Annotated in this window: 21 protein-coding genes; 12 read left to right on the top strand and 9 right to left on the bottom strand. The window is 61.2% G+C overall.

From position 1 onward, the window contains the following. From BM403_RS01020 to BM403_RS00985, 8 genes are all read right to left on the bottom strand, one after another. Complete coding sequence (locus BM403_RS01020) at positions 1-1,611, bottom strand: gamma-glutamyltransferase family protein (RefSeq protein ID WP_093541241.1); 1,611 nt, start codon at positions 1,609-1,611, stop codon at positions 1-3. Positions 1,612-1,648: 37 nt separating this feature from the next. After that, positions 1,649-2,428 carry an amino acid ABC transporter ATP-binding protein gene (locus BM403_RS01015; protein ID WP_015884888.1) on the bottom strand — a complete coding sequence of 260 codons (780 nt, stop codon included), beginning with the start codon at positions 2,426-2,428 and terminating at the stop codon, positions 1,649-1,651. 2 nt (positions 2,429-2,430) lie between these two features. Continuing rightward, the gene (locus BM403_RS01010) at positions 2,431-3,207 is read right to left on the bottom strand and encodes an amino acid ABC transporter permease (RefSeq protein WP_015884889.1); all 777 of its coding nucleotides are present in this window, start codon (positions 3,205-3,207) and stop codon (positions 2,431-2,433) included. 12 nt (positions 3,208-3,219) lie between these two features. Continuing rightward, complete coding sequence (locus tag BM403_RS01005) at positions 3,220-4,026, bottom strand: ABC transporter substrate-binding protein (protein ID WP_015884890.1); 807 nt, start codon at positions 4,024-4,026, stop codon at positions 3,220-3,222. A gap of 64 nt (positions 4,027-4,090) precedes the next feature. Further along, positions 4,091-4,759 carry a GntR family transcriptional regulator gene (locus BM403_RS01000; protein WP_015884891.1) on the bottom strand — a complete coding sequence of 223 codons (669 nt, stop codon included), beginning with the start codon at positions 4,757-4,759 and terminating at the stop codon, positions 4,091-4,093. A gap of 279 nt (positions 4,760-5,038) precedes the next feature. Next, the gene (locus tag BM403_RS00995; RefSeq protein WP_043205621.1) at positions 5,039-5,479 is read right to left on the bottom strand and encodes a hypothetical protein; all 441 of its coding nucleotides are present in this window, start codon (positions 5,477-5,479) and stop codon (positions 5,039-5,041) included. Between the two features lie 57 nt (positions 5,480-5,536). Beyond that, positions 5,537-6,820: a HAMP domain-containing sensor histidine kinase gene (locus BM403_RS00990; protein WP_093541239.1), complete on the bottom strand. Its 1,284-nt coding sequence runs from the start codon at positions 6,818-6,820 to the stop codon at positions 5,537-5,539. Beyond that, on the bottom strand, positions 6,817-7,500 hold the full coding sequence (locus BM403_RS00985; protein WP_043205622.1) for a response regulator transcription factor: 684 nt from the start codon (positions 7,498-7,500) through the stop codon (positions 6,817-6,819). Before BM403_RS00985 ends, BM403_RS00990 begins: the two co-directional genes overlap by 4 nt. A gap of 188 nt (positions 7,501-7,688) precedes the next feature. On the opposite strand from BM403_RS00985, the gene bamA reads away from it, so the two are divergent. The 10 genes from bamA (at position 7,689) to BM403_RS00935 (ending at position 21,048) form a co-directional block, all read left to right on the top strand. Beyond that, entirely contained in the window at positions 7,689-10,055 is a 2,367-nt protein-coding gene (gene bamA / locus BM403_RS00980) for an outer membrane protein assembly factor BamA (protein ID WP_093541237.1), read from the top strand. 260 nt (positions 10,056-10,315) lie between these two features. Next, complete coding sequence (locus tag BM403_RS00975; RefSeq protein ID WP_093541235.1) at positions 10,316-11,308, top strand: SphA family protein; 993 nt, start codon at positions 10,316-10,318, stop codon at positions 11,306-11,308. Positions 11,309-11,323: 15 nt separating this feature from the next. Next, positions 11,324-12,505, top strand: a complete 1,182-nt coding sequence (locus BM403_RS00970) for an MFS transporter (RefSeq protein WP_043205625.1) — start codon at positions 11,324-11,326, stop codon at positions 12,503-12,505. A gap of 35 nt (positions 12,506-12,540) precedes the next feature. Beyond that, positions 12,541-13,986 (top strand): carotenoid oxygenase family protein, encoded by a 1,446-nt coding sequence (locus BM403_RS00965; RefSeq protein ID WP_046035354.1) that lies wholly within the window; start codon positions 12,541-12,543, stop codon positions 13,984-13,986. A 226-nt stretch (positions 13,987-14,212) separates the two neighbouring features. Then, positions 14,213-15,064 (top strand): fumarylacetoacetate hydrolase family protein, encoded by an 852-nt coding sequence (locus BM403_RS00960; protein ID WP_046035353.1) that lies wholly within the window; start codon positions 14,213-14,215, stop codon positions 15,062-15,064. Positions 15,065-15,067: 3 nt separating this feature from the next. Beyond that, positions 15,068-15,889, top strand: coding sequence for an IclR family transcriptional regulator (locus tag BM403_RS00955; RefSeq protein ID WP_015884900.1), 822 nt, complete (start codon positions 15,068-15,070; stop codon positions 15,887-15,889). 21 nt (positions 15,890-15,910) lie between these two features. Beyond that, positions 15,911-17,557, top strand: a complete 1,647-nt coding sequence (locus BM403_RS00950; RefSeq protein WP_093541233.1) for a bifunctional 3-(3-hydroxy-phenyl)propionate/3-hydroxycinnamic acid hydroxylase — start codon at positions 15,911-15,913, stop codon at positions 17,555-17,557. Between the two features lie 22 nt (positions 17,558-17,579). Further along, positions 17,580-18,428 (top strand): VOC family protein, encoded by an 849-nt coding sequence (locus tag BM403_RS00945; RefSeq protein WP_046035351.1) that lies wholly within the window; start codon positions 17,580-17,582, stop codon positions 18,426-18,428. Positions 18,429-18,498: 70 nt separating this feature from the next. Beyond that, positions 18,499-19,977, top strand: a complete 1,479-nt coding sequence (locus tag BM403_RS00940; RefSeq protein ID WP_093541231.1) for an aldehyde dehydrogenase family protein — start codon at positions 18,499-18,501, stop codon at positions 19,975-19,977. A 72-nt stretch (positions 19,978-20,049) separates the two neighbouring features. Beyond that, complete coding sequence (locus BM403_RS00935) at positions 20,050-21,048, top strand: helix-turn-helix domain-containing protein (protein ID WP_046035349.1); 999 nt, start codon at positions 20,050-20,052, stop codon at positions 21,046-21,048. A 149-nt stretch (positions 21,049-21,197) separates the two neighbouring features. Here the strand turns inward: BM403_RS00935 and BM403_RS00930 are convergent, their stop codons facing one another. After that, complete coding sequence (locus tag BM403_RS00930; RefSeq protein ID WP_093541229.1) at positions 21,198-21,680, bottom strand: Lrp/AsnC family transcriptional regulator; 483 nt, start codon at positions 21,678-21,680, stop codon at positions 21,198-21,200. A gap of 185 nt (positions 21,681-21,865) precedes the next feature. On the opposite strand from BM403_RS00930, the gene BM403_RS00925 reads away from it, so the two are divergent. Together BM403_RS00925 and BM403_RS00920 are read left to right on the top strand one after the other, a co-directional pair. Then, positions 21,866-22,906 (top strand): zinc-dependent alcohol dehydrogenase family protein, encoded by a 1,041-nt coding sequence (locus tag BM403_RS00925; protein WP_093541227.1) that lies wholly within the window; start codon positions 21,866-21,868, stop codon positions 22,904-22,906. Positions 22,907-23,168: 262 nt separating this feature from the next. After that, the gene (locus BM403_RS00920) at positions 23,169-24,704 is read left to right on the top strand and encodes a sensor domain-containing diguanylate cyclase (protein WP_093541225.1); all 1,536 of its coding nucleotides are present in this window, start codon (positions 23,169-23,171) and stop codon (positions 24,702-24,704) included. Positions 24,705-24,735 lie beyond the last annotated feature (31 nt).

Here is a 24,735-nt window from a genome sequence, read left to right as displayed (position 1 = left end):
TTACCATGCCGCAATATGCGAATCCGCCCTTGGCTCGGTGCCGCCGCACAGCACCCCGCTGACCGGGTCGCGCAGGATGATCTGCCCGCGCCCGTAGTCGGTGAGGTCGCTGGCGATCTGCACCTGGTGCCCGCGCCGCACCAGGGCATTGGCCAGGTCGCGGGAGGCGCCCTGTTCGATGCCGACCTTCATGTCGCCCAGCCACTGCCAGCGCGGCGCGTCCAGGGCCGCTTGCGGGTTGAGGCCGAAGTCCACCAGGTTCATCACCATCTGCACATGGCCCTGGGGCTGCATATAGCCGCCCATTACGCCGAACGGGCCGAGGGCCTGGCCGTCCTGGGTGAGGAAGCCGGGGATGATGGTGTGGAAGGTTTTCTTGCCCGGCGCCAAGCAGTTGGCGTGGGTCGGGTCGAGGCTGAATTCCTGCCCACGGTTCTGCAGTGCGATGCCACTGTCGGGCAGCACCACGCCGGAGCCGAAACCGTGGTAGTTGCTCTGGATGAACGAGACCATATTGCCTTCGGCGTCGGCGGTGGCCAGGTACACCGTGCCGCTGGCGTGAGGGTCGCCGGGCTTGGGTGGCAGGGCCTGTTCGCCGATGTGCGCACGGCGACGGGTGCTGTAGTCATCGCTGAGCAAATCGGCGACGGCCACGCGCATGTGCAACGGGTCGGTGATGTAGTGCAGGCCGTCGCTGTAGGCGAGCTTCATCGCCTCCAACTGGCGATGCCAGGTTTGCTGGCTGTCGCGGTGATCGAAGCTGAAGCCTTCGAGGATTTTCAGCGCCATCAGCGCCACCAGGCCCTGGCCGCTGGGCGGGATTTCCCAGACGTCCACACCTCGGTAGTTGATGTGGATCGGCTCGACCCATTGGGCGCGGTAATCCCTGAGGTCGCTGGCGCGCAGGTAGCCGCCGCTCGCCTTGGAATGGGCGTCGAGGCGCTCGGCCAGCGCGCCGCGATACAGGCTTTCGCAGCGGGTGGCGGCGAGTTCTTCCAGGGTGCGGGCCTGGGCCGGGTTGCGGAAAATCTCCCCGGCCCGTGGCGCGCGACCATCAATCAAGAAGGTGTCGAACCAGGCCTCCAGCACCGCGTCACGATGCGGGCTGAATTCGTTCAAGGAGATCTGCCATTGATGGGCAACCACCGGCGACAACGGGAAACCGTCGCGAGCCAGGCTGATGGCCGGTTGCAGCAACTCGGCAAACGGCAACTTACCGAAGCGTTGCGACAGCTCGGCCCAGGCCGAGGGGCAGCCGGGCACGGTGACGGGGGTCCAGCCGTACAGCGGCATCTGGTCATGCCCGGCGGCCTTGACCGCGTCGATACTCAAGGCCGTCGGCGCATGGCCGTTGCCGTTCAAACCGTGCAACCGGCCCTTGCACCAGACCAGCGCAAACGCGTCGCCGCCGAGGCCGCAGCCGGTAGGCTCCACCACCGTCAGCGCAGCCGCCGTGGCAATGGCGGCGTCGATGGCGTTGCCGCCCTTTTGCATGATTTCGATCCCGGCCTGGGCGGCCAGGGGTTGGGACGCGGCAACCATGCCGCGCCGGGCAAACACACTTTGGCGTTGCGAGGGATAGGGGTACTCGTGAGCGGAGAATTTCAACATGGCAAAGGCTCTTCAACACAAGGGTTTATTAGCGGGCTCATAACACGCGGCTGAGAAACGCCCGGGTACGGGGGTGGCTGGGGTGGCTGAAGATCTGTTCCGGCGGCCCTTGCTCGATCAGTTCGCCCTGATCGAGCACCACCACACGGTCAGCGACTTCGCGGGCGAAACCCATTTCGTGGGTGACCACCACCATCGTCATACCCTCCTCGGCCAGTTCCTTCATCACTTGCAGGACCTCGCCAACGGTTTCCGGGTCGAGGGCGCTGGTGGGTTCGTCGAACAACATGGCTTGGGGCTTCATCGCCAGGGCGCGGGCAATCGCCACCCGTTGCTGCTGGCCGCCGGAGAGCATCGAGGGGTAATGACTGGCCTTGTCCGCCAGGCCGACCCGCGCCAACAGTCCACGGGCTTGCTCCAACGCTTCGGCACGGGGGGTGCCGAGCACCTGGATTGGCGCTTCGATGATGTTTTCCAACGCGGTCATGTGCGGGAACAGGTTGAAACGCTGGAACACCATGCCGATGTCGCGACGCTGGCGGGCGATGTTGCGCTCCGAATCGCGCACCAGGCTGCCGTCGCTGCGCTCGCGATAGCCCATGGCACGGCCGTTGACGCGGATGCGCCCGCCCTGGATGTCTTCGAGCAGGTTGATGCAGCGGATAAAGGTGGTCTTGCCCGAGCCCGAGGCGCCGATCAGCACCACCACTTCACCGCGCCGTACTTGCAGGGAGATGCCCTTGAGGATCTGCAGCGTGCCGAACGACTTGTGGATATCCAGCGCCTCTATGATCAGTTCTTCACTTTGGTGCGCCATGGTTAACGTCCCCTCAGCAGTTTCAGGGTGCTGCGCCCGAACATGCGGCTGGCTGCCGGTGGTGGCGCAGAAGGCCGGTCAGACTGGCTGAACCGCGTTTCGAGCCAACGTTGGAAAAAGCCCCACAAGGTGGTCAGCGTCAGGAAGTAGAGGGCAACCACCAGGTACAACTCGAACACACGGAAGGTCGCCGAGGTGATCATCTGGGTACTGAGCAGCAACTCCTGCACCCCGATCACGCTGACCAGGGTGGTGTTCTTGAGCATCACATTGAACTCGTTGCCCAGCGGCGGCACGATCACCCGGAACGCCTGGGGCAGCACGATGCGCCGCATCAGCTTGGCGAACCCCATGCCCAGGGAACGGCCGGCTTCGTACTGGCCCTTGTCCACCGCGCCGATGCCGGCCCGGATGATCTCGGCCATGTAGGCACCTTCATTCAGGCCCAATGCGATAATCGCCGCCTGGATATTGCCGGGGACGATCAGGCCGAACAGTTCGATGTCCTCGAAGCGGAAAATCCCGCCGGCCGCCAGCGCGGTGTACAGGAACACGATCTGCACCAGCAACGGTGTGCCGCGCATCAGCCATACATAAAAACGCACCGGCAGGTGCAGCAGCGGGTTCTTCGACAGGCGCAACAGCGCCGCCGCCAGGCCCAGCGCACAGCCGAGCAGCATCGCCAGCACGCTGATCAGGCACGTCAGCCACAGCCCGGTGAGGTAGACCCCACTGGGCTGCAACAGGTATTGCCAGAACACATCCCAATTGAAATTCATCGTTGTAGAACCTCAGTCGAGTGTGTCGCTGCTGACATGCCATTTGTTGAGCAATTGCACATAGCTGCCGTCGCTGCGCATGTCGCTGATGATCTGCTGCACGGCGGCGGTCAGTTGTGGATCATCCTTGCGTATGCCCAGGCCGGTGAGGATGCGACTGAACGCGGGCACGCCTTCCTGGAACAGGTCCGGGGCCATGGCGGCATAGTAACCGGCGGTTTCCACGGTGGTGCCGTAGGCGTCGACCTGACTGATGCGCAGGGCCTGGAAGGCGTCGGTGTCGGTGTTGTACACCACCAGTTTCATCGGCGGCTTGCCGGCCTTAGCCAGGCTGTCGTTCTGGGTGTCCAGCAAGGTCTTGATGGTGGAGCCGTTGAGTACCGCGACCTTGTGCCCGGACAGGTCGTCCAATGCCTTGATGCCCTTGGGATTGCCCTTGGGCACCACCACCGACTGGCTGGAATACATGTAGTTGACGATGTCGATCACCTGGCGCCGCTCGGGCTTGTCGAACAGCTGGTCGACGATCATGTCGCACTGCTGGGCGAGCAACGCCGGCACCAGGCCGGAGAACGGAATCACCCGCCACTGCACCTGTTTGTCGCCCAGGCGCTTGGCGATCTCCAGACCCAGGTCGACGGTGAGTCCCCGCGGTTTCTGCGCTTCATCGAAGGACACCAGGGGCGGTGAATCCATCCCCGAGCAGTAGGTGAGTTTGTCGACACTCTTCAGGCGCTCCGGTACCTGGGGCGCAGCGAAGGCCCATTGGCTACAGAGGCCGAGGGAGACAGCCACCAGCAAGGCGCGGCGTTTATGCATGACCAGACACTCCAGTTCGTTGAATAACGGGGGCAGGAATCAACGTCAAAACACGACAGCTTTCTTATTGTTCGTTTTGCAGGAATTGGATCAGCGCCGGCACCGTACCCTCGATGTGTTCGCGCACCACGGCTTCGGCGCGCGCGGCATCACCGGCACGAATCGCGTCGAGGATCACCGCGTGCTCCTCGCGGGCACTGAGGGGTTTTTCGCCGTGTTGCAGCCACAGGCGCATGGGGGCTTCGACCAGCGAGTACAGCGCGCAAATCTGCTTCATCAGGCGCGGGCGGCCGCTGAGGCTGCACAGGTATTCGTGGAAGGCGCGGTGGCGGCTGACCCACGCGGCGCCTTCATCGCGGTAGTCGTCCATCGCGTCGAGCATGCGCTCGAGGGCCGCCAGTTGGCGCTCGCCGATACGCCCCACCGCAACGCGCACCGCCAAGCCCTCAAGGGCGCTGCGCATCTCGAACACCTCGTGCAGCTCGTCAATATCCAGCCCGCTGACAATGGCGCCACGGTTGGGCCGCAGGGTCACCAGGCCTTGGGCATCCAGGCGGCGGAAGGCTTCGCGCACCGGCATGCGGCTCATGCCGATCTCACCGGCGATGTCTTCAGCGATCAGCCGATCACCCTTGCGGTAGCGGCCGCTACAAATGGCATCCAGCAGGAAGTTGTAGGCCTCCTCCTCCGCCGTGAGGGGCTGACGTTCAACATAAGCGGGGGCAAATTGCATCGACGGCACCTTTTGAATTTTTGTATCCAATTATCCATGAATACAAAAAAGCAGAATACGTGCCACATTACGCAAAGATCGGCCAAGTGATTGATTTAGATGGAACAGCGCGGAAGTGACTACAGCGGGCTCGCAATGACGCCGTAGGCGTGTGCTACCAAACAGCTCAGAAACTGCCCCGTGGGTGGGCGCACGTAACAGGTGGCGGGCCACGCCGGGGCACCTATCGAAACACCGCCCTTGGCCCGTAGATCCGGAGTCAAGGCAAACCAGCCATTTTCAACCCGGTTCGGCCGAGTAGATGACGGTTTGCGCACTGCTTTCAGCGACGGGCGGGCGTGTGAAGTAGGTGTCACCTTCGTCGGTGAGGATCTCGTAGTCGACTTTGCGGGTGTTGCTTGCGTGCTTGATGATTTTCAGCACGCGTTGGAATTTCACGCTCTGCGTGCCGTTCTGGTTGGGCCCGGTCAGCACGCTGACGCTTTGGAACCAGCCGCTGTGCTGCTTGTTGCCCAGCAGCGCACAGGTCATGGCCTCGAACCGCTCAAGCCGCGTAAACCCCCACAGCGTCTGCTCCTCGACCGCCGCGCCAGGGGTGGCGGCACCGGTAAACACGAAGAGATTGATCGCCGGGTTGTCTTCGCAAAAGAAATCATACGGGACCAGGCCGTCGACCATCTTCCTGCCGGGCACAAAGCCCTTTTTATGCACCTGAAACATTGCCACCTCCGCTCGATCACTGGCGAGCAGTCTAATGAGGGGCGACGTACAGGGCGGTCAAGCCAATGTAATGTCGTGTAAAGATCGCGCGCTGTGGAGGTTGATCTCCACGATCAGCCCGCCCCCTGACTCATTGCGCGCCTCGATATGGCCGCCATGCATCTGCACCGCCCTCGCGGCAATGGCCAGGCCCAGGCCAAAGCCGACAGTGGCATCGCCCACACCGCGTTCGAACGGCTGGAAGATCGTGCGCAGTCGTCCGGGCGCCACCCCTGGCCCATGGTCGCTGATGCGCACGCTCAAGCGATTAGCTTCGCGATTGACCTGCGCCGACACCTGCACGGTCGTTCCCGGACGGGTATAGCGTACGGCGTTGCGAATCACGTTTTCAAAACAGCGGTACAGCAACTCGCCGCTGACACAGGCGATAAACGGCGGGCAAGCCTGCAAGTGAACGCGACAGTCCTTGATACCCGCTTCGAATTGCGCATCGTCGACAATCATCGTCAGCAATTCAACGATATCCACGGGTTCGCGCTCGATGCTTTCAGGGCGGCCCTGCAGGCGGGCCAGGGTCAGCAACGCCTCGATCAGCGTGTCCATGCGTTCGGACTCGCGCTCGATGCGCTCGAGCATTTCCAGGCGTGCGGCGTCCTGGCGCAACAGGCCGATGGCCGCTTGCATGCGCGTCAACGGTGAGCGCAGTTCATGGGAGATGTCGTGCAGCAGATGGTGCTGGGCTTGCACCAACACCTTCAACTGGTTGGCCATGCGGTCGCAGTCTTCGGCCAGGTCGACGATTTCATCGCGGCGCTTGCCCATGGAGGGCTTGACCCGGGTTTCGAAGCGCCCCTGGGCCACATCGCTCATCGCCCGGCGCAGGTGCGCCAACGGCCAGGCCAGGTAGTACGCCATGTACCCGCTGAACAGCGCACTCATCAACGTGCCGATGATCAGCGGGACCTGTTGCCAGGGCCTGCCGCCGTCATCACCGGGGGCGTGGCTGGAGCGCAGTGAAAGCGCCAGGCCTTCCTTGCTGGTCACCGCGCGTTCAAAGGCCGGCGCCGCAACCGCAGACCCCGCCAGTAACTGGCCGGTGCGGTCATAGATGCCGATGACCTCGTCTGGCGGACGCTCCCATACCGCCAGGAACTGGCCAGCGGCGTCGACACCAAATTGCTCCAGCAGCTTTTGCTCACTCGCGAGGATGGCGCCCACATGTGGGTCTCCCGGGCGGAAGCGGCTCAGTTCCAGCACACCGACCCCCACCAGGAACGTCAAGGTGGTTGCCAGCCAGAACGCCAGGAACAGTTTCCAGAACAGCAGGCTGGGCTTGGTCATTCGGCAATCAACAGGTAGCCGAGGCCACGCACGCTCTGGATCCAGGCCTTGGCGTCCGGGCGCGGCCCCAGCTTTTGCCGGATGCTGCTGATATGCACGTCGATACGCCGGTCATAGCGGGTCAGCGGGCAACCCAGGGCATTGAGCGACAGATCCTTTTTGCTCACCACTTGGCCGGCGCTGCGGGCCAGTTCTTCGAGCAGGCTGAACTCGGTGCTGGTCACGCCCAGTTCCGCACCGTTCCACAAGGCCTGGCGCTTGCCGGGCCATAACACCAGCGAGCCGGTCTTGATCACCTCGGTGGTTGGCTGGCCCACCGCCTGCACCCTGCGCATGATGGCTCGCAGGCGCGCCACCAACTCGCCTGGGGAGCTGGGTTTGGGCACGTAGTCATCAGCACCGAGTTCCAGGCCGGTGATGCGGTCGATGTTGTCGCCACGGGCGGTGAGCAACACCACCGGGACTTGGCTGACGGCACGGATACGCCGCAGTACCTCGATGCCCGAACGCTGGGGCAGCATCACATCCAGCACCACGATGCTGTAGCGACCCGACAGCGCCTCAGCCTCACCCGCCTCGCCCGTATGCACGGCCGTGGCCGCGAACCCTTCGCACTCCAGGTACTGGCGCAGCATTTCAGTCAATTCCTGGTCGTCGTCGACTAACAGTACGGAGATCATGACGGGCTCGTCCGAGGGGTGGGCGCGCATTATCAGCCTTGCAGCCGGGATTCGGGCCAACCTTTACCTAACTTGACATTCAGTTAACCGCACCAAACGCCGTGCACTCTTATGCTGGCTCTTCACCGGTCGGCGAGTGAACCAAGCGCGCCGGCGCTGCTTGTCGATGTGTTCTGGAAAAGATCTTGATGAATTTTTCGCGCCTGCTCTGCTCGGTTGCGCTGCTGCTCAATGCCTCACTGGCACTCGCCCAAGGCTTCAAAATCTCGGATATTCGAATCAATGGCCTGCAACGGGTCTCGGCAGGCAGCGTGTTCGGTGCATTGCCGCTGAACGTCGGCGACGAAGCCGATGACCGGCGCCTGGTGGATTCCACCCGGGCGTTGTTCAAGACCGGTTACTTCCAGGACATCCAGTTGAGCCGCGAAGGCGACGTGCTGATTATCAATGTAGTCGAGCGCCCTTCGGTTGCCAGTATCGAGTTCGAGGGCAACAAGGCGATCGCCACCGATGACCTGATGAAAGGCATGAAGCAATCAGGCCTGGCCGAAGGCGAGATATTCCAGCGCGCCACCCTGGAGGGCGTACGCAATGAACTGCAGCGCCAGTACGTGGCCCAGGGTCGCTATTCGGCATCGGTCGACACCGAGGTCGTGCCCCAACCGCGCAACCGCGTGGGCCTGAAGATCAAGATCGACGAAGGCGAAGTGGCATCGATCCAGCACATCAATGTGGTCGGCAATACGGTATTCGCCGACGACGCCTTGCTCGACTCATTCACGCTCAAGACCAGCAACTGGCTGTCCTTTTTCCGGAACGACGATAAATACGCGCGGGAGAAACTCTCCGGCGACCTTGAACGCCTGCGCTCCTTTTACCTGGACCGCGGCTACATCAACATGGATATCACCTCGACGCAGGTCTCCATGACCCCGGACAAAAAGCACGTGTACATCACCGTGAATATCCAGGAAGGCCAGAAATACACGGTGCGCGACGTCAAGTTGAGTGGCGAGCTGAAAGTCCCGCAGGACCAAGTCCAGGCGTTGCTACTGGTGCAAAAGGGCCAAGTGTTTTCGCGCAAATTGATGACCACCACTTCGGACCTGATCACCCGCCGCCTGGGCAACGACGGTTACACGTTCGCCAACGTCAACGGCACGCCGCAGGTGCATGAAGCGGACCACACGGTCGACATCACCTTCAGCGTCGAGCCTGGCAAGCGGGCTTACGTCAACCGCATCAACTTCCGGGGCAATACCAAGACCGACGATCAGGTGCTGCGTCGCGAAATGCGCCAGATGGAGGGCGGCTGGGCCTCGACCTACCTGATCGACCAGTCCAAGGTGCGCCTGGAGCGCCTGGGGTACTTCAAGGAAGTGAACGTCGAGACGCCAGCAGTGACCGGGCTGGATGACCAGCTGGATGTGAATTACGCCGTAGAAGAACAAGCGTCCGGCTCGATCACGGCCAGCGTCGGCTTCGCCCAGAGTTCGGGGCTGATCCTCGGCGGGTCGATTACCCAGAACAACTTCCTCGGCACAGGCAACTCCGCCAGCCTGGGGCTGACCCGGTCGTCCTACCAGAGCAAGTACAACATCGGTTTCACCGATCCCTACTTCACTCGTGATGGCGTGAGCCTGGGTTACAACGCGTTCTACAACAAGACCGACTACAACAAATACTACGATGACGGCGTGTCCTATTACGCCATCAACAGTTATGGCCTGGGGGTCAGCCTCGGCTACCCGATCAATGAGACGTCGCGCCTGAGTGTCGGCCTGACCGCCCAACACGACAGTATCGAACCGGGCACCTACAGCGCCGACGAGATCTACGACTTCATCGAGCGCGAAGGCAAACAGTTCACCAACTTCAAAGCCAACCTGGGCTGGTCGGAATCGACCTTGAACAAAGGCGTGCTGGCAACGCGTGGGCACTCGCAAAACCTCAACCTGACGGTGACGGTGCCCGGCAGCGACCTGAGTTTCTACAAGCTCGACTACACGGGACAAACCTTCCTGCCGGTCAGCAACAACACCACTCTGCGCTTGCATACCAAGCTCGGTTACGGCAACGGCTACGGTTCCACCGACGGCTTACCCTTCTATGAAAGCTATACGGCCGGTGGCGAAGGCACGGTGCGCGGTTTTGAAAGCGGCACGCTCGGCCCACGCAGCACCCCGGCGACCGGGACTTATGCCAGCGCCGGCCAGGCCTACTATTCGGACCGGGATACGGAGGCGCTGGGCGGCAATATCCTGATTACCGGCGGCGCGGAGTACTTGTTCCCAGTGCCGTTCATCAAGGACAACAAATCCGTGCGCACTTCGCTGTTCTGGGATGTGGGCTCGGTGTATTCGGACAAGTGCTACCTGAGCACTACCCAAGGCTGCGGCGGTGTGGACCTGAGCCAGATGGCCAGTTCGGTGGGGGTGGGAGTGACCTGGTACAGCCCGCTGGGGCCATTGAGCGTCAACCTGGCTTATCCGATTCGCACACCTGAGAATGCCGACAAGCAGGTCTTCCAGTTTTCCATGGGGCAGACGTTTTAACAGGGTCTGATCGATTTTTTTCACAGTGAGTGGCGACGCACAGTAGGTGTGTGTGCCGCGTCATCTACTGGGACGTTGAACAGACCACGTTCACGGCATCGCGCCTCTCAACCCGTTGAGAGGGCAAATCAACCGGCGTGACATGACGCTCTCAGTCAACTCTGACCGCTGTGTACAAGTAACAGCAACGCTCGGGAATTAAAGTTGAAGTGCCAGGGGAAGCAACCCCAGCTCACAACTCCAATAATAGAGCGACGTCAATGAGACTGACACCATCCTTGCCAGCGTGCCTGGCCCTCAGTTGCGTATCACTTGCCGCCTTTGCTGCCGAGGGCCCTCCACCGCCCTCCGTCAGCCAACCCAGCAGCATCAACCTGGGCGGCACCAGCTTCTACGACGGGTTCGCCGGCCCACCGGGGCTGACGCATCAGACCTATTTGAAGTTCAGTACGTCCAGCAGCATTCGTGACAATGGCGGCAAGGACAACGGCAACTTCGATAACCCGAAGATCAATGTCATTACCCTGATCAACCAGTTCAGCTATTACTCACCGGACACCATCGGCGGCGGCGCGCACCTGGGCTGGAGCCTGTTGGTACCGGTGGTTTCCCTGGACGGCGACTTCGGCGACAACGGCGTCAAACTCAAGGACAACGGGGTCGGCCTGGGTGACGTCACTGTCGGCCCGCAGATCCAGTTCGATCCGCTCGTCAACGCCGAAGGCCGACCGGTGTTCGTGCAACGCGTGGCCTTCGATACGATCCTGCCCACAGGCAAGTACGACAAACACAAGGACTTGAACCCCGGCTCCCATTACTTTTCCTTCAACCCCTACTGGGCCGCGACCTTGATGCCGGCACCACGCTGGGAAGTGAGCTGGCGCCTGAATTACCTGTACAACTTCAAGAACGACGATCCCGCGAGCAGCTCGGCACAGTTCTTTGAAGGGCGCCCCGTGCGCGACACCCAATCAGGGCAGTCGGCCTGGGCCAACTTTACCGCCTCCTACGAGGTGTACCCGAAGGTCTCGGTCGGGATCAACGGGTATTACTTCCGGCAGATTTCCGATGACCAGGTCAACGGCGACCGCCTGAGCAACTCTCGCGAGAAAGTCCTTGGCATTGGCCCCGGCCTGTTCTGGAAGATCACTGAGGACAAGGCGTTCTGGCTCAATACCTATAAAGAAACCGGGGTAGAGAACCGCAGCAAGACCGATTACGCCGTGCAAGTTCGCTACGTCCATAAGTTCTGACTGAGGTGATGTGTGATGAATGCGCTCGACTCCATCGACAGCAAGCAATCACTGGGCGCTATTTGCCTGATGATGGTCATTTCCCTGGGAACGCTGCAGATCCAGCCGATTCTGGGCGGCGCGCTGATTGATCAACTGGGGGTGCCGCTCAATGCCATCGGCGTGATCTTCGCCGCCGAACTGATCGCAATGGCCATCGCCTGCGGCGTATGTGCCCTGCTCATGGCCCGTGTCGACCGCCGCCGCTTTGCACGGGTAGCCTTGTTGATACTGGCCGTCGGCAACCTGGCCAGCACCCAGCTTCACAGCCAGACGTGGCTGGTGATCTTGCGGATCATCTGCGGCGCCAGCGGTGGCGCGGTCATGGCGGTGGTGTATGCGACCGCGGCACTGCGCCGGTCCAAAGATGCAACGTTTGCAGTGATCAATATCGGCAACTTGTTATGGGGCATGCTGCTGGTCACCTCAATGCCTCTGCTGCTGCAGGTATTTGGCGTGCGCGGTGCCTTTGGCCTGCTGGCCATCACCAGCCTGCTTGCCGCATTGGGTTGCGGGAGAATCCCCCGGTACTACCCGGACGCCCAACGCATCGCCCATGGCGCCGCCCGACCGTTCGGGCTGACCTCGCTGCTGCTGATCGCGCTGTTTGCGCTGCTGTTCTTCGGGCATTCCGCCCTGTGGGTGTACCAGGAACGAATCGGTAAAAGCCTGGGCCTGGAACCTCAACAGATCGGGGCTATCCTCGGTGGCAGCATCTTGGCGGGCGCCCTGGGTGCGGGCCTCTCCGGTCTGATCGGACGGCGGCTTGGCCTACTGTTCCCGCAACTGTTGAGCTTCGGTGCTGCATTAGTGGCGACCCTGATCATGGTGTACGGCGACAGTACCGTTGCATTTGCCACCACGGCGTGCCTGATCCATATGGTGTGGTTCTTCAGCTTGCCGTACCTGCTTTCCATGGCCGCCGAACTGGATCCCTCCGGTCGCCTGGCAGGCCTGGGCAACGCCGCGATATTCATCGGGCAAGGGCTTGGCCCCTTTGGCGCCGCGCTGGTCGTCGGCGAGGGGCATTTCCGGGCGGTCGGCTGGCTGGCCGCCTGCGCTTATGGGCTGGCCTTGATTATCTCGTGCCTGGTGGTGGCCCGCTTCCGTCGCGGCGTCAAGCCTCGCGGGCAGGCCCTGTCAGCCCAATCCGCCTGAACGACGTCAAACCAACCGATCAATGAGATAACCCGATGAATACGCCATTCCCCCACACCCCGGAGTTTACCGGGGCGCTGTATGCCCCCAGTCGCGTTGAGGGCGACGTGTATGACCTTGAGATCGAAGGCACCCTTCCCGAGGCGATCCGGGGTGCCTTTTACCAGGTGTCACCCGACCCGCAGTACCCGCCCATGCTCGGCAGCGATATTTTCTTCAATGGCGATGCCTTGGTCAGCGGCTTTTATTTTGCCGACGGCAAGGTTTCGCTGCGCCGCCGCTATGTGCTGACCGATCGCCTGGTCGCCCAGCGTCGCGAAGGGCGTTCGCTCAATGGTGTGTACCGCAATGTCTACACCAACGACCCGCTGGCGGCCAAAAACAACACCACCGCCAACACGTCTGTGATCCCGCACAACAACGTCCTGCTGGCCCTCAAGGAGGACGCCATGCCCTGGGCGCTGGACCCGCTGACCTTGGAGACCCTCGGCGAGTGGAATTTCGACGGGCAGATCGACGCCGCGACGTTCACTGCCCACCCCAAGCTCGACCCCGTCACGGGAAACCTGCTGGCCTTCAGTTACGAAGCCAAAGGCGACGGCACACCCGACATGGCCTATTTCGAGATATCGCCGGAGGGGAAGCTGCTGCATGAAATCTGGTTCCAGGCGCCCTACGCCGCGATGGTCCACGACTTCGCGGTCACGGAAAGGTATGTGGTGTTCCCACTGATCCCGTTGACGGTGGACGTCGAGCGCATGAAAAAAGGCGGCCAGCATTTTCAGTGGCAGCCCGAATTGCCCCAGCTATTTGCCGTGGTGCCCCGTGACGGCCATGCGCGCGACGTACGTTGGTTCAAAGGGCCCAAGGACGGCTTCCAGGGCCATACCCTGAATGCGTTCGACGAAGACGGCAAAATCTATGTGGACATGCCGGTCACCGGCGGCAACATCTTCTACTTCTTCCCCCAGGCGGACGGTTTCGTACCGCCGCCAGAGACCCTGGCCGCCAGCCTGATGCGCTGGATATTCGACCTGAACAGTGCGCAGGATGAACTGCAACCCCAGGCGCTGACGGACTATCCCTGCGAGTTTCCACGCTGCGATGATCGCTACATCGGTCGCAAGTATGAACATGGGTTCCTCCTCGCCTTCGATCCAGAACGCCCGTACAACCCGTCGAACGGGCCGATGCCGTTCCAGTTTTTCAACCTGCTGGTTCACCTCAACCTCACGACCGGTGTCACCGATGCCTGGTTTCCCGGCGACAGTGGCTGTTTCCAGGAACCCATTTTCATTCCGCGCTCAGCGCACGCCGCAGAAGGCGATGGCTATGTGGTCTGCCTGCTCAACCTGATTGCCGAAGGCCGCAACGAACTGGTGGTGCTGGACGCCACCGACATGGCCGCCGGCCCTCTCGCACGCATCAAAATCCCGTTCCGCATGCGCATGTCCCTGCACGGCTGCTGGGCACCGCGCTAAATCGCGCCAGCCCACCGCTCCTCCAAGCGACACGCCCGTGGCCATCCACTTGCTGGAAGGGCGCGGGCTGCCCGGTTGCCGGGCTGAATCCGATGATCGAACAGAAAATTAGCATTTATTTCATATTGCAGGATTTATGCATAAATCCCACTTTACAGGATAAATGTGCAGGACTAGATTGACCCCATTGCCGCCATCTCCCGCTTCCTTTTCGAGAGGACATTTCATGAAACTTGCAAGCTTCAGTGTTCACGGTCGCACGACCTACGGTGTGGTCGACGGTGATCAACTGATTGACCTGGAATCGGTCAAACCCACCTTTGGCCCCGACCTCAAGCATGCCATCGCCGCCAATCGCCTGGTGGAACTGACCCCCGCCGTGCTCGCGCCACTACCCCGAGTGCCAGTGGCCGACGTCACCTTCCTGCCGGTGATCGCCAATCCCGGCAAAGTGCTGTGCATCGGCATCAACTACGCCACCCACGTGCGTGAGACCGGGCGTGACATGCCGACCTATCCGATGATTTTCACGCGCTTCGCCGACAGCCAGGTCGCGCACCTGCAGCCGATTATCCGTCCGAAGGTGTCGCACAAACTGGATTTCGAAGGCGAGCTCGCAGTGGTCATCGGCAAAACCGCAAGGCACGTCAACGCAGCAGACGCGCTGGACTACGTGGCCGGTTATGCCTGCTACAACGATGGCAGCGTGCGCGACTGGCAGAAGCACACCCTTCAGTTTGTGCCTGGCAAGAATTTCCCTCACACCGGCGGATTCGGCCCCTGGCTGGTGACCCGCGATGAAATCAGCGACCCGCAAAACCTGGAACTGACCACGCGCCTGAACGGCGAAGTGATGCAACACACCCGCACCAGCGACATGATTTTCGACGTGCGCCAGTTGATCGAGTACTGCTCCACGTTTACCGAACTGGCACCCGGCGACGTGATTGTCAGCGGCACCACCGGTGGCGTCGGGGCCTTCCGCGAACCGCCGGTTTGGATGAAGCCCGGCGACACCGTCGAAGTCGAGATTTCCGGCATCGGCCTCCTGCGCAACAGCATCGCCGACGAGCAGTGAGTCATGAATCTACTGTCTGAATCAGAACGCCCGTCGGACCTGGATGCCGATAGCAAAGGCTCCAGCCTGGAACGCATGCTGCGGGTGCTGGATCTGTTCACCGAGGCCAGCCCGATCTGGGCGGTGGACGAAATGGGCGCCGCGCTGGGTTACACCCGCTCGACCATCTACCGCTACGTACGCGAACTGGCCGAGGCGAGCCTGTTGTTTCAGGTCGAAGCCGGACGCTATGCACTGGGCGCACGGATCATCACCTGGGACCGCCAGCTGCGCCTGAGCGACCCTCTGGTGCGCGCGGCACAGTCGCTGGAACAGGCTCTGCCACGCTGGAGCGAGCAACAGGTATGGCTGATCTGCCGGCTGTTCAAGGACCAGGTGGTGTGTATCCACCAGCATGGCGAGTTGTTCAGTGAGGTCAGCTACTCCCGGGGTTCGCCCAGGCCGTTATTCCTCGGCGCGACATCGAAAGCGATCCTCGCCAACATGACCTCGCGCCAGCACCGCCAGCTGTTCCTGGAAAACCCGGATGAAGTGCGCGCCAGCCACTTGGGCCAGACCTGGGAACAGTTCCGTCGCGCGCTGCAGCAACTGCGTCGCCAGGGCTATGTCGCCAGTGCGGCGGAAATCGATCCCGGCGTCTACGGCCTGGCGGCACCGATTTTCGACAGCGACGGCAAGGTGCTGGGCAGCATCAGTTGCGTACGCCCGATCGAGGAGCGCGACAACGCCCAGGAAGCGCAACAAGGGGAACAGATGCTGGCCCTCGCGCAGACACTCTCGCAACGCATGGCGGCCCTGACTCACCGCCCCGCGCAGCCGGACTGAAACCTTTGGAAGGGAATAACAATGACAACCCTCAACAGCTTCAGCACTCAAGTCCTGATCATCGGCGCCGGCCCCACCGGACTGACCTTGGCCAACCTGCTTGGCCAGGCCCAGGTGGATACCCTGATCATCGACCGCAAAGCCGGCACCGTGACCGAGCCCCGCGCGGTCTCCATCGACGATGAATCCCTGCGCACCATGCAGGCGATCGGGCTGGACGACGCCGTGCTACGGGATGTGGTGCCCGGCTACGGCGTGCATTACTTCACCCGCGCGGGCGGGCGTTGCTTTGGCAAGGTCGAGCCCACCGGCAAGGTGTATGGGTTTCCCAAACGCAATGCCTTTCGCCAGCCGCTGTTCGAACACACGCTGAAGACCGGTCTTGAGCGCTTTGCGAGCGTGACTGCACGCTTCAATCATGAGCTGCTGGAGTTCACTCAAGACGCGCACGGCGTGCGTGCCTTGATCAAGGACGCCGATGGCCAACTGCTCGACGTCAAGGCCAACTACCTGGTCGCCTGCGACGGCGGCCGCAGCCCGGTGCGCAAGCTACTGGGGATCGAGATGGTCGGGTCGAGCTTCTCCTCGCGCTGGCTGGTGGTCGATACCGACCAGGACGACGACCCGTTCTGGCAGACCCGCGTGTACTGCGATGCCCGGCGCCCGGTGGTGGAAGTGCCCGGCCCGCACCGTACGCGGCGTTTCGAATTCATGCTCCGGCCGGACGAAACCGAGGAGCAAGTGCTCAGCCCGCAAAGCCTGCACACGCTGCTGCGTCCGTTCAAGGGCGATGCCCCGGTGTCGATCGTGCGCAAGACGGTCTACACCTTTCACGCCCGAGTGGCCGAGCGCTGGCAGGTGGGCCGCGTATTGCTCGCCGGCGATGCCGCGCACCTGACCCCGCCCTACGCTGGGCAAGGGATGAACAGTGGCGTTCGCGATGCACACAATCTGGGCTGGAAGTTGATCGGTGTACTCAACGGCAAATTGGCCGCGACCGCCTTGCAGTCCTACGAAAGCGAGCGGCGCGGGCATGCCTGGGCCTTGATCAAGTTGGCGCTGAACCTGGGCGTGGTCATGGCGCCGGCTACCGTGCTGCGTGCTCGCCTGATCAGTGCGGCATTCGCGTTGGTCGGCCTGGTGCCGTCGCTGCGCGACTATTTCCTACAGATGCGCTTCAAGCCAAAACCACGCTTTACCCAAGGCCTGGTGCTGCCCGAAGGCAAGGCCGGAAAGCTGGCCTGTGGGCAAATGTTTCCTCAGCCGCTGCTGACCGATGCCCAAGGCCACGTCCAGTTGCTGGACGCGAGCATCGGTGCCGGCTTTGCCCTGATTCAATATGGCGACCCTGCTCGCCAACACCTTGACGAACTGCGCCACGGTCTTTGGGATCACCTGGAGGCCAAGCGCATCCTGATCCTGCCTGCGCACTTCCAGGCCCTGCCATCGCTGCCTGGCTGCACCGTACTTCAAGACCATGAGGATGCGCTCAAGGAGCTGCTCGGCGACAGCCACACGTTTGTGCTGCTGCGCCCCGATCGCTATGTCGCCGCCCTCTTCGACCGGACCACCCAGGACCAGGCTGCCGCCGCCTTGCAGGCGCTGTTCGGCATCCCCCCGACAAGCGCCTGCGCGGATCAGCCGGCCATGGCCCCCGTCTACCCCTGAACCTTCAGCCCCAGAGGTGTTTATGCAAACCTTGCAGACTTCTACCCCCGCACGCCTGTGCTACTTACACCTGGCGAGCAAAGCGCCCCACCAGCAAGTTGACTTCTATCGGCGCCTGCTGGACATGGAGGGCCTGGCGCAGGCAGACGGCAGCTGGCTGCTCCAAGGGCCGCAACGGGCCATGCTGATCTCGCCAGCCGATCACAGCGGCCTGCTCGCGGCTGCCTACGACCTGGGCAGCCAAGCGCGCTTGAGCGAACTGCGCACGCACCTGGTGGGCAAGGGTTGTAGCCTCGAAGCGCTCGACTCGCCGCTGCTGGAAACCGGCGCCTTTCAAATCCGTGACCCCCAGGGCCGGCAGACCGTGTTTGGCGTGTCTCGTGGCGCCGTCACCACCGACCGCAAGGGCATGCCGGGTCGCCTGCAGCATGTGGTGTTCCAGACCACGGAGCTGGAAGCGATGATCGACTTCTACGTCAACACGGTGGGGTTCACGGTCTCGGACAATGTCGTCGATGAGCAGAGCGGCCAGCTCACGACCTGCTTCCTGCGTTCAGACGACGAGCACCACTCGCTGGCGTTTTTCCGCGGTTCGAAAAACGAATGGGATCATCACTGTTACGAAACCAACGAGTGGAATGACATTCGTGACTGGGGCGACCGCTTCGCCAAGGAGCGGATTACGTTGTTCTTTGGCCCGGGTCGCCACGGTCCGGGCAATAACCTGTTCTTCATGGTGGTCGATGCCGATCGCAATCGCCTGGAGTTCTCGGCGGAGCTGGAAATCACCGAAGCCAGCCGCGCGCCAGGCGTCTGGCCCCAAGAGGAATACACCCTCAACTCCTGGGGACGCGCCTGGATCCGCAGCTGAAAAGACACATTCCAAAGGGTCTGCCCTCATCTACCCTCAATCAACGCGGCTACCTGCCCAAGGTAAAACAATGACAATTCCAACCTTCGCGACCTACGCCATCAGCGGCGACCAATATATCAATGGCACCTGGCGCACAGGTCGTTCGACACGACGCCTCGATGACCGTAACCCGTTCAACGGCGAACGCTTGCTGGAGATGCCCCTGGCCTCGGTGGCCGACCTGGAGGACGCGTACCAGGCTGCCCAGCGCGCACAGATCGACTGGGCAGCACTGCACCCGACACAGCGCGGTGCGCAGCTGGAAAAACTCGCCCAGGTCATCCAGGACCGCAGCGAAGAAATCATTGATTGGCTGATCCGTGAGTCCGGCAGTACCCGTATCAAGGCGGGGATGGAATGGCAGTTCACCCTCAACCTGGTTCGCGAGTGCGCAACGCTGCCAATGCAGGTTGAGGGGCGGATCCTGAGCAGCTACAAGCCTGGCGAACAGAGCTTCGTGTTTCGCGAGCCGCTGGGAGTGGTCGGTGTCATCAGCCCCTGGAACTTCCCGCTGTACCTGAGCATGCGCTCGGTGGTACCGGCCCTGGCGCTGGGCAATACCGTGGTGCTCAAGCCCGCCAGTGACACGGCGGTCACCGGCGGCCTGCTGATTGCCCATTTGTTCGAAGAAGCCGGGTTCCCCGCAGGTTCACTGAATGTGGTGGTCGGCGCGGGCTCGGAGATTGGCGATGCATTCGTCGAACACCCGATACCCAGCCTGATCTCCTTCACCGGCTCCACCGACGTGGGCCGCAACGTCGGACGCATCGCCACCGGTGGCAAGCACATCAAGCGCGTGGCGCTGGAACTGGGCGGCAACGCACCGCTGGTGGTCTTGGACGATGCGGACATCGAGATCGCGGCACATGCCGCCGTGGTCGGGCGATTCCTGCATCAGGGTCAGATATGCATGAGCGTCAACCGCGTCATTGTCGATCGTTCTCTGTATGCCGACTTCGCCGCGCTGGTGGTCGAGCGCGTGCGCAACCTCAAGACCGGTGACCCGGCCAAGGCCGATACGGTGATCGGGCCGGTGGTCAACCAGAGCCAGCTCGATGGCCTGCTGGGGAAGATCGACGCTGCCGAGCGTGCCGGCCTCAAGCAACTGTGCGGCGGCCAGGCGCAGGGGCTGGTGCTGCCCGCCCATGTCTTCGGCGATGTGGGTCCCGACCAGGCATTGGCCCGCGATGAAACCTTCGGCCCGTTATTGCCATTGATGATTGCACACAATCAGGCCCACGCCCTGGAATTGGCCAACGCAAGCGAATACGGTCTATCCAGTGCCGTGTTCACCCGGGACATGGCACGCGGCCTCGGTTTTGCGCGTGGCATCGTGGCGGGCATGACCCATATCAACGACATCACCGTCGATGACCAACCCAATGCACCGTTCGGTGGCGAGAAGAACTCTGGCCTCGGGCGGTTTAACGGTCACTATGCCCTGGATGAATTTACCCGGGCACATTGGGTCACCTGGCAAGCCGGGAGCCATCGCTACCCGTTCTGATCGCATGTCAGAATTGGGCAAGGCGCCCTCCTTGCCCCTTCAGCCATAACAAAAAGACAGAAGGCGAAACCTATGAATAACCTAGCCTGTGTGTCCACCGAACAGGTCGTTCGCTCTGACCGGCTGATGAAGTGGAAAGAGTTCATGAGCGACCACCTGGGCCGCACGCCGGAGTATATAAAGCGCCTGGAAGCCACTCACATCGACCCGTTGCACAACGGTAACTTCCAGGGGCGGCTGGAATACGGCGACCTGGGCCAACTGCGTTTCTGCCGCATGACCGCCAGTGCCCATCGCTATTCACGCCACTTGAGCAAAGCGCTCGATGTCGTCGACACGCCGCGCATGTTGATCCTGCAAGTCGCCGGTGTCAGTCACTTCGAGCAAGGCCAGCAAAGCAGTACCGTCGCACCGGACGACATGCTCCTGGTCGATTGTGGCAAGCCCTTCAGCGTCACCAGTACCCAGGGTTGCGAACACTTTATCCTGCTGTTCCAGGGCGCCGCCGGGCAACTGACGCAGACCGGCGACATGCATTTGAGTGGCCGCAACGGGCTGGGGCGCATGCTGATGCACCTGATCAGCGATGCTTACCATCAATACCCCTTGCTCAACAGCCAGTCGGCCGGGCTAATCGGCGACAGCATCGCCGGGTTGCTGAACAATGCCTTGAAGAACAAGCAGGATGAAAAGCAACTGGACCACGACTTCCGTTTCTTCAAACAGAATCGCCTCAAGGCCTATATCGAGCGCCACCTGGCCGACCGCGACCTCAGCATCGAGCGCATCGCCAATGCCGAACAGTGCTCGGTGCGCAGCTTGCACCGGGCCTTTCAGGATGAATTGGGCTGCAGCGTCAGCGAGTATATCTGGCAGCGTCGGTTGTCCCGTTGCGCCGAGGACCTGCGTAACCGCGAACAAGCGCATCGCTCACTCACCGAGATTGCCTATGCCTGGGGCTATGGCAGCAGTTCACATTTCAGCCGGCACTTCAAATCGACATTCGGTATGTCACCACGACTGTTCCGGGAAACGGCCAGCGACAACCGCGCCCAATCGTCAGCTTTTTGAGCGCGAAGCCCCTCAATTGCGGCGCAAAGGGATCATCGCCCAGGCCATCGTCAATGCGGTCGTCCAGGCGATAAAGGCCCTGCCGAGAGCCAAGTAGGCAGCGCCCGGACCGGGCCCGGCAAACGGGCCGCCGCCCTGATTCAAGGTCCTCAGATACTCAGGAGCTCGGCCACTGGAAAACGATGGGTGGTCTTCATTTCTCGCAGTGACAGGTTCGAGCGGATACTCAATACGCCCGGGAGCTTTCTCAGCACCTTTTCAACGAATCTGCTGTAGCTGTCCAAATCGCTTGCGACGACTTGAAGTAAAAAATCCGCCTCGCCGGTTGTATTGTGACAACTGAGCACCTGCGGCGCCGACGCTATGATTTTCTCAAACTTTTCCGTGGCTTCTTCACTGTGATCACTGCAGGAGATCTGCACGAAAGCCATCACCCCCAGGCCCAGTTTCCTGCGATTCAGGATGGCTTGATACCCCTCGATCACGCCGCACTCCTCCAGGCGTTTCTGTTTACGCCAACACGATGCTTCGCTGAGGGAAAGTTGCTCCGCCAACTTGACATTCGAGAGTCGCCCATCTCGCTGCAGTCGCTCCGAGATTGCAATATCCACCTTATCCAGACGCTCATGCATGGTTGATCCTTTCAATTATGTGCCGGCTCACGAAGATTAATTTCATTCAGCGCCCACTATCAACTGCAATCTGAAAAGCAATTTCAAGGCATTCGCACATAATGGATCAGCACTGATTCGAGCCGCCCGGCACTGGAAACCCATCGAATACAGCGTCGTGTCTATCCCAAGCAGAGGTGACTTTCATGAAAGCAGTTATCTATGAAGCCTTTTCCCAACCGCCGCGCCTGATGAACGTCGAAGACCCGACGCCGGAGCGTCACGGTGTGGTCGTACAGGTGCGGGGCACGGGCGTCTGCCGCAGCGACTGGCACGGTTGGAAGGGGCATGATCCGGACATCCAACTGCCGCATGTTCCCGGGCATGAGCTTGCCGGCATCGTGACGGAGGTTGGCAGGGACATCACCCGGTGGAAGGTCGGCGACCGTGTAACGGTGCCCTTTGTCGGCGGATGTGGCGCGTGTCCCGAGTGCAACAGCGGTAACCAGCAAGTCTGCACTACGCAGTTTCAACCGGGCTTCACTCATTGGGGGTCGTTTGCGGAGTACGTCGGTATACACCAGGCCGACTTGAACCTCGTCGCGCTTCCGGAGAGCATGGACTTCGCTACCGCTGCGAGCCTGGGCTGCCGCTTCGCGACTTCATTTCGCGCCGTCGTTGACCAAGGCAATGTCAGCGCCGGACAGTGGGTGGCGGTGCATGGCTGCGGAGGCGTGGGCCTGTCCGCCGTGATGATCGCCCAGGCCCTCGGCGCAAATGTCATCGCCATCGATATTTCGCCGGAAAAACTCGAACTGGCACGCGCGCTCGGCGCCGTTGCAACCGTGAACGCACACAGCGTTGCGGACGTCACCGAAGCCGTGCTGGACATCACCCAGGGGGGCGCCCACGTATCGCTGGATGCATTGGGCCATCCCACCACGTGCTTCAACTCCATCAACAACCTGCGCCGTCGAGGCAAGCACGTCCAGGTGGGCCTGATGCTCGCCGACCACGCCACGCCGGCGATCCCCATGAGCAAGGTCATCGCGCACGAGCTTGAGATCTATGGCAGCCATGGCATGCAAGCACATCGTTATGACGCCATGATCCAGATGATCACCTCCGGAAAACTGGCGCCGGAAAAACTCGTGGGTAAAACCATCAGCCTGGAGCAGTCCATCGACGCGTTGATGAACATGGATCGCTTCGAGACCGCCGGCGTAACCGTCGTGACCGAGTTCTAGCTCATGCAGGAGGCAACCGCACAACCGGCAGGGTTGGAGTGGGCGCATCGACCAGGCCAGGCGGTTCCTCACGGTGCGGATCAGCCGTTGGCGGAGAAGCAACGTGCTCGGCAAAAACCGGCTGGCCGGGTAACCCTATCACTTGCGGTGACAGTGAATATTTCATCGCCTAATCTTTAAAGATGTTGGCTGGCGTGCCGATAATCGAAAAAGCGTACCAAGTGGCTGCAGGTTGTTTTTGGCGATGAGTAAGGAACACGAAATGATGTCCTTTCGTATGAGCGCCCTCAAAGCATCCGACGTATCCCTTTGTGTTCTCGTGTGCCTGGCTGGGGTGGCCATCACGACCTTGGTACTGATACTTTTCGTCGGGTCGGAGCAGCGCACCGTCAGCGTTGCGTTCCAACTAGAGGTTGACGAGCGATTCAGTCGCCTGCAGCGACGCTTTACTTTCCAAGACTTGAAATTGGACACCGTCAGGCGTTTCTTCATCAACGCCGACGATGTCACGGAAAAGGAGTTCATGGGGTTTGTCACGCCTCTCGTCGAAGAGGGTGAAACGTACGGCTGGGTACCGAGGATTCTCGAGCAGGATCTACAAACGTTTCGCGAAAAAGCGCTACTCAATGGTACGGGTGACTTTTCGTATCATGAGATTGATCCCACGACCCAGACCGAAGCCCCCCTCACCAGCCGTCCGGAGCACATGATCTTGCTCTACTTGTGCAAGCGCAATGACGTGAAGATAACACCGGGCATGGATGTGCTCGCCAGCCCGGATCGCGAGGCCTTGTTGAGAAAGGCACGAGAAACACACCGGCTGGTCGTGTCGGCGCCGTTGAAAATGACCAGTGGCCATACCGGGTTTTTCTTTGTCGCGCCTGTTTTCAAGGAGTCCTCGGCGGCCTCACTGAACGATGATGGTTTGCAGGGGTTCATCGTCTCGACGATACGCTTGGCGTCCTTGATGGAACATGGCATTCCGTTACCCAGTCTGCAACGACTGAACGTGACCCTGTCATTGATCGACACGCCGCATCCGAACGACATCTTTTATCAGAGCTTATCGCCGGCCGCCCCTTCGGCGCTTTACGCTCAACGCGTGTTGAAAGTAGCCGACCAGCACTACTCGATGCAGTTTCGGCCAAGCTCGATATTTTTGAGCTCTAACAGTCACGCAGCGCTTGTCAGTCTGATCGTCGCGTTTGGAGCAGGATTGACGCTGCTGATGACGCTCATGGTGTACATGCTGATCACACAGCGTGCGCGCGCGCTCTCTCTGGTTGATGAGCGCACGCAAGACTTGCGCTTGTTGAACATTACCGACCACCTGACGGACGTGTATAACCGCCGGCACTTCGAAGCGTTGATGGAACGCCTGCTCGTTGAGGCTGACGCGCAACACAGCCCCTTATCGCTGATCATGTTCGACGTCGATCACTTCAAACGCATCAACGACCTCAAGGGGCATCAGTGCGGTGATAGCGTACTGAAGTCATTGTGTGTGCGACTACGTTCGGCAATACGCAAAACCGATCTTCTGTGCAGAACGGGTGGGGAGGAGTTTGCATTGATCTGCCCTGGAAGCGACCTGAACGATACGACGTTGTTGGCGGAAAAGCTTCGAGCCCTCGTCAGCGCCCTCCCCTTTGAGGAGGCCGGTCAAGTAACGTGTAGCTTCGGCGTCGCGACGTGGATTCGATCGGAATCATTTGACGCTTTCGTTCGGCGTGCGGACAGTGCCATGTACAGTGCTAAATCAAGTGGTCGTGATCAAGTCCAGCTCGCCGATATATAACCTACCGAACGCAGGGGCGCCGCCCATCCGC

Source organism: Pseudomonas sp. OV546 (assembly GCF_900116845.1).
Lineage (GTDB): Bacteria > Pseudomonadota > Gammaproteobacteria > Pseudomonadales > Pseudomonadaceae > Aquipseudomonas > Aquipseudomonas petroselini.
Note: the sequence above shows the minus strand (reverse complement) of the source record. Positions and strands in the feature narration are given on the sequence as shown.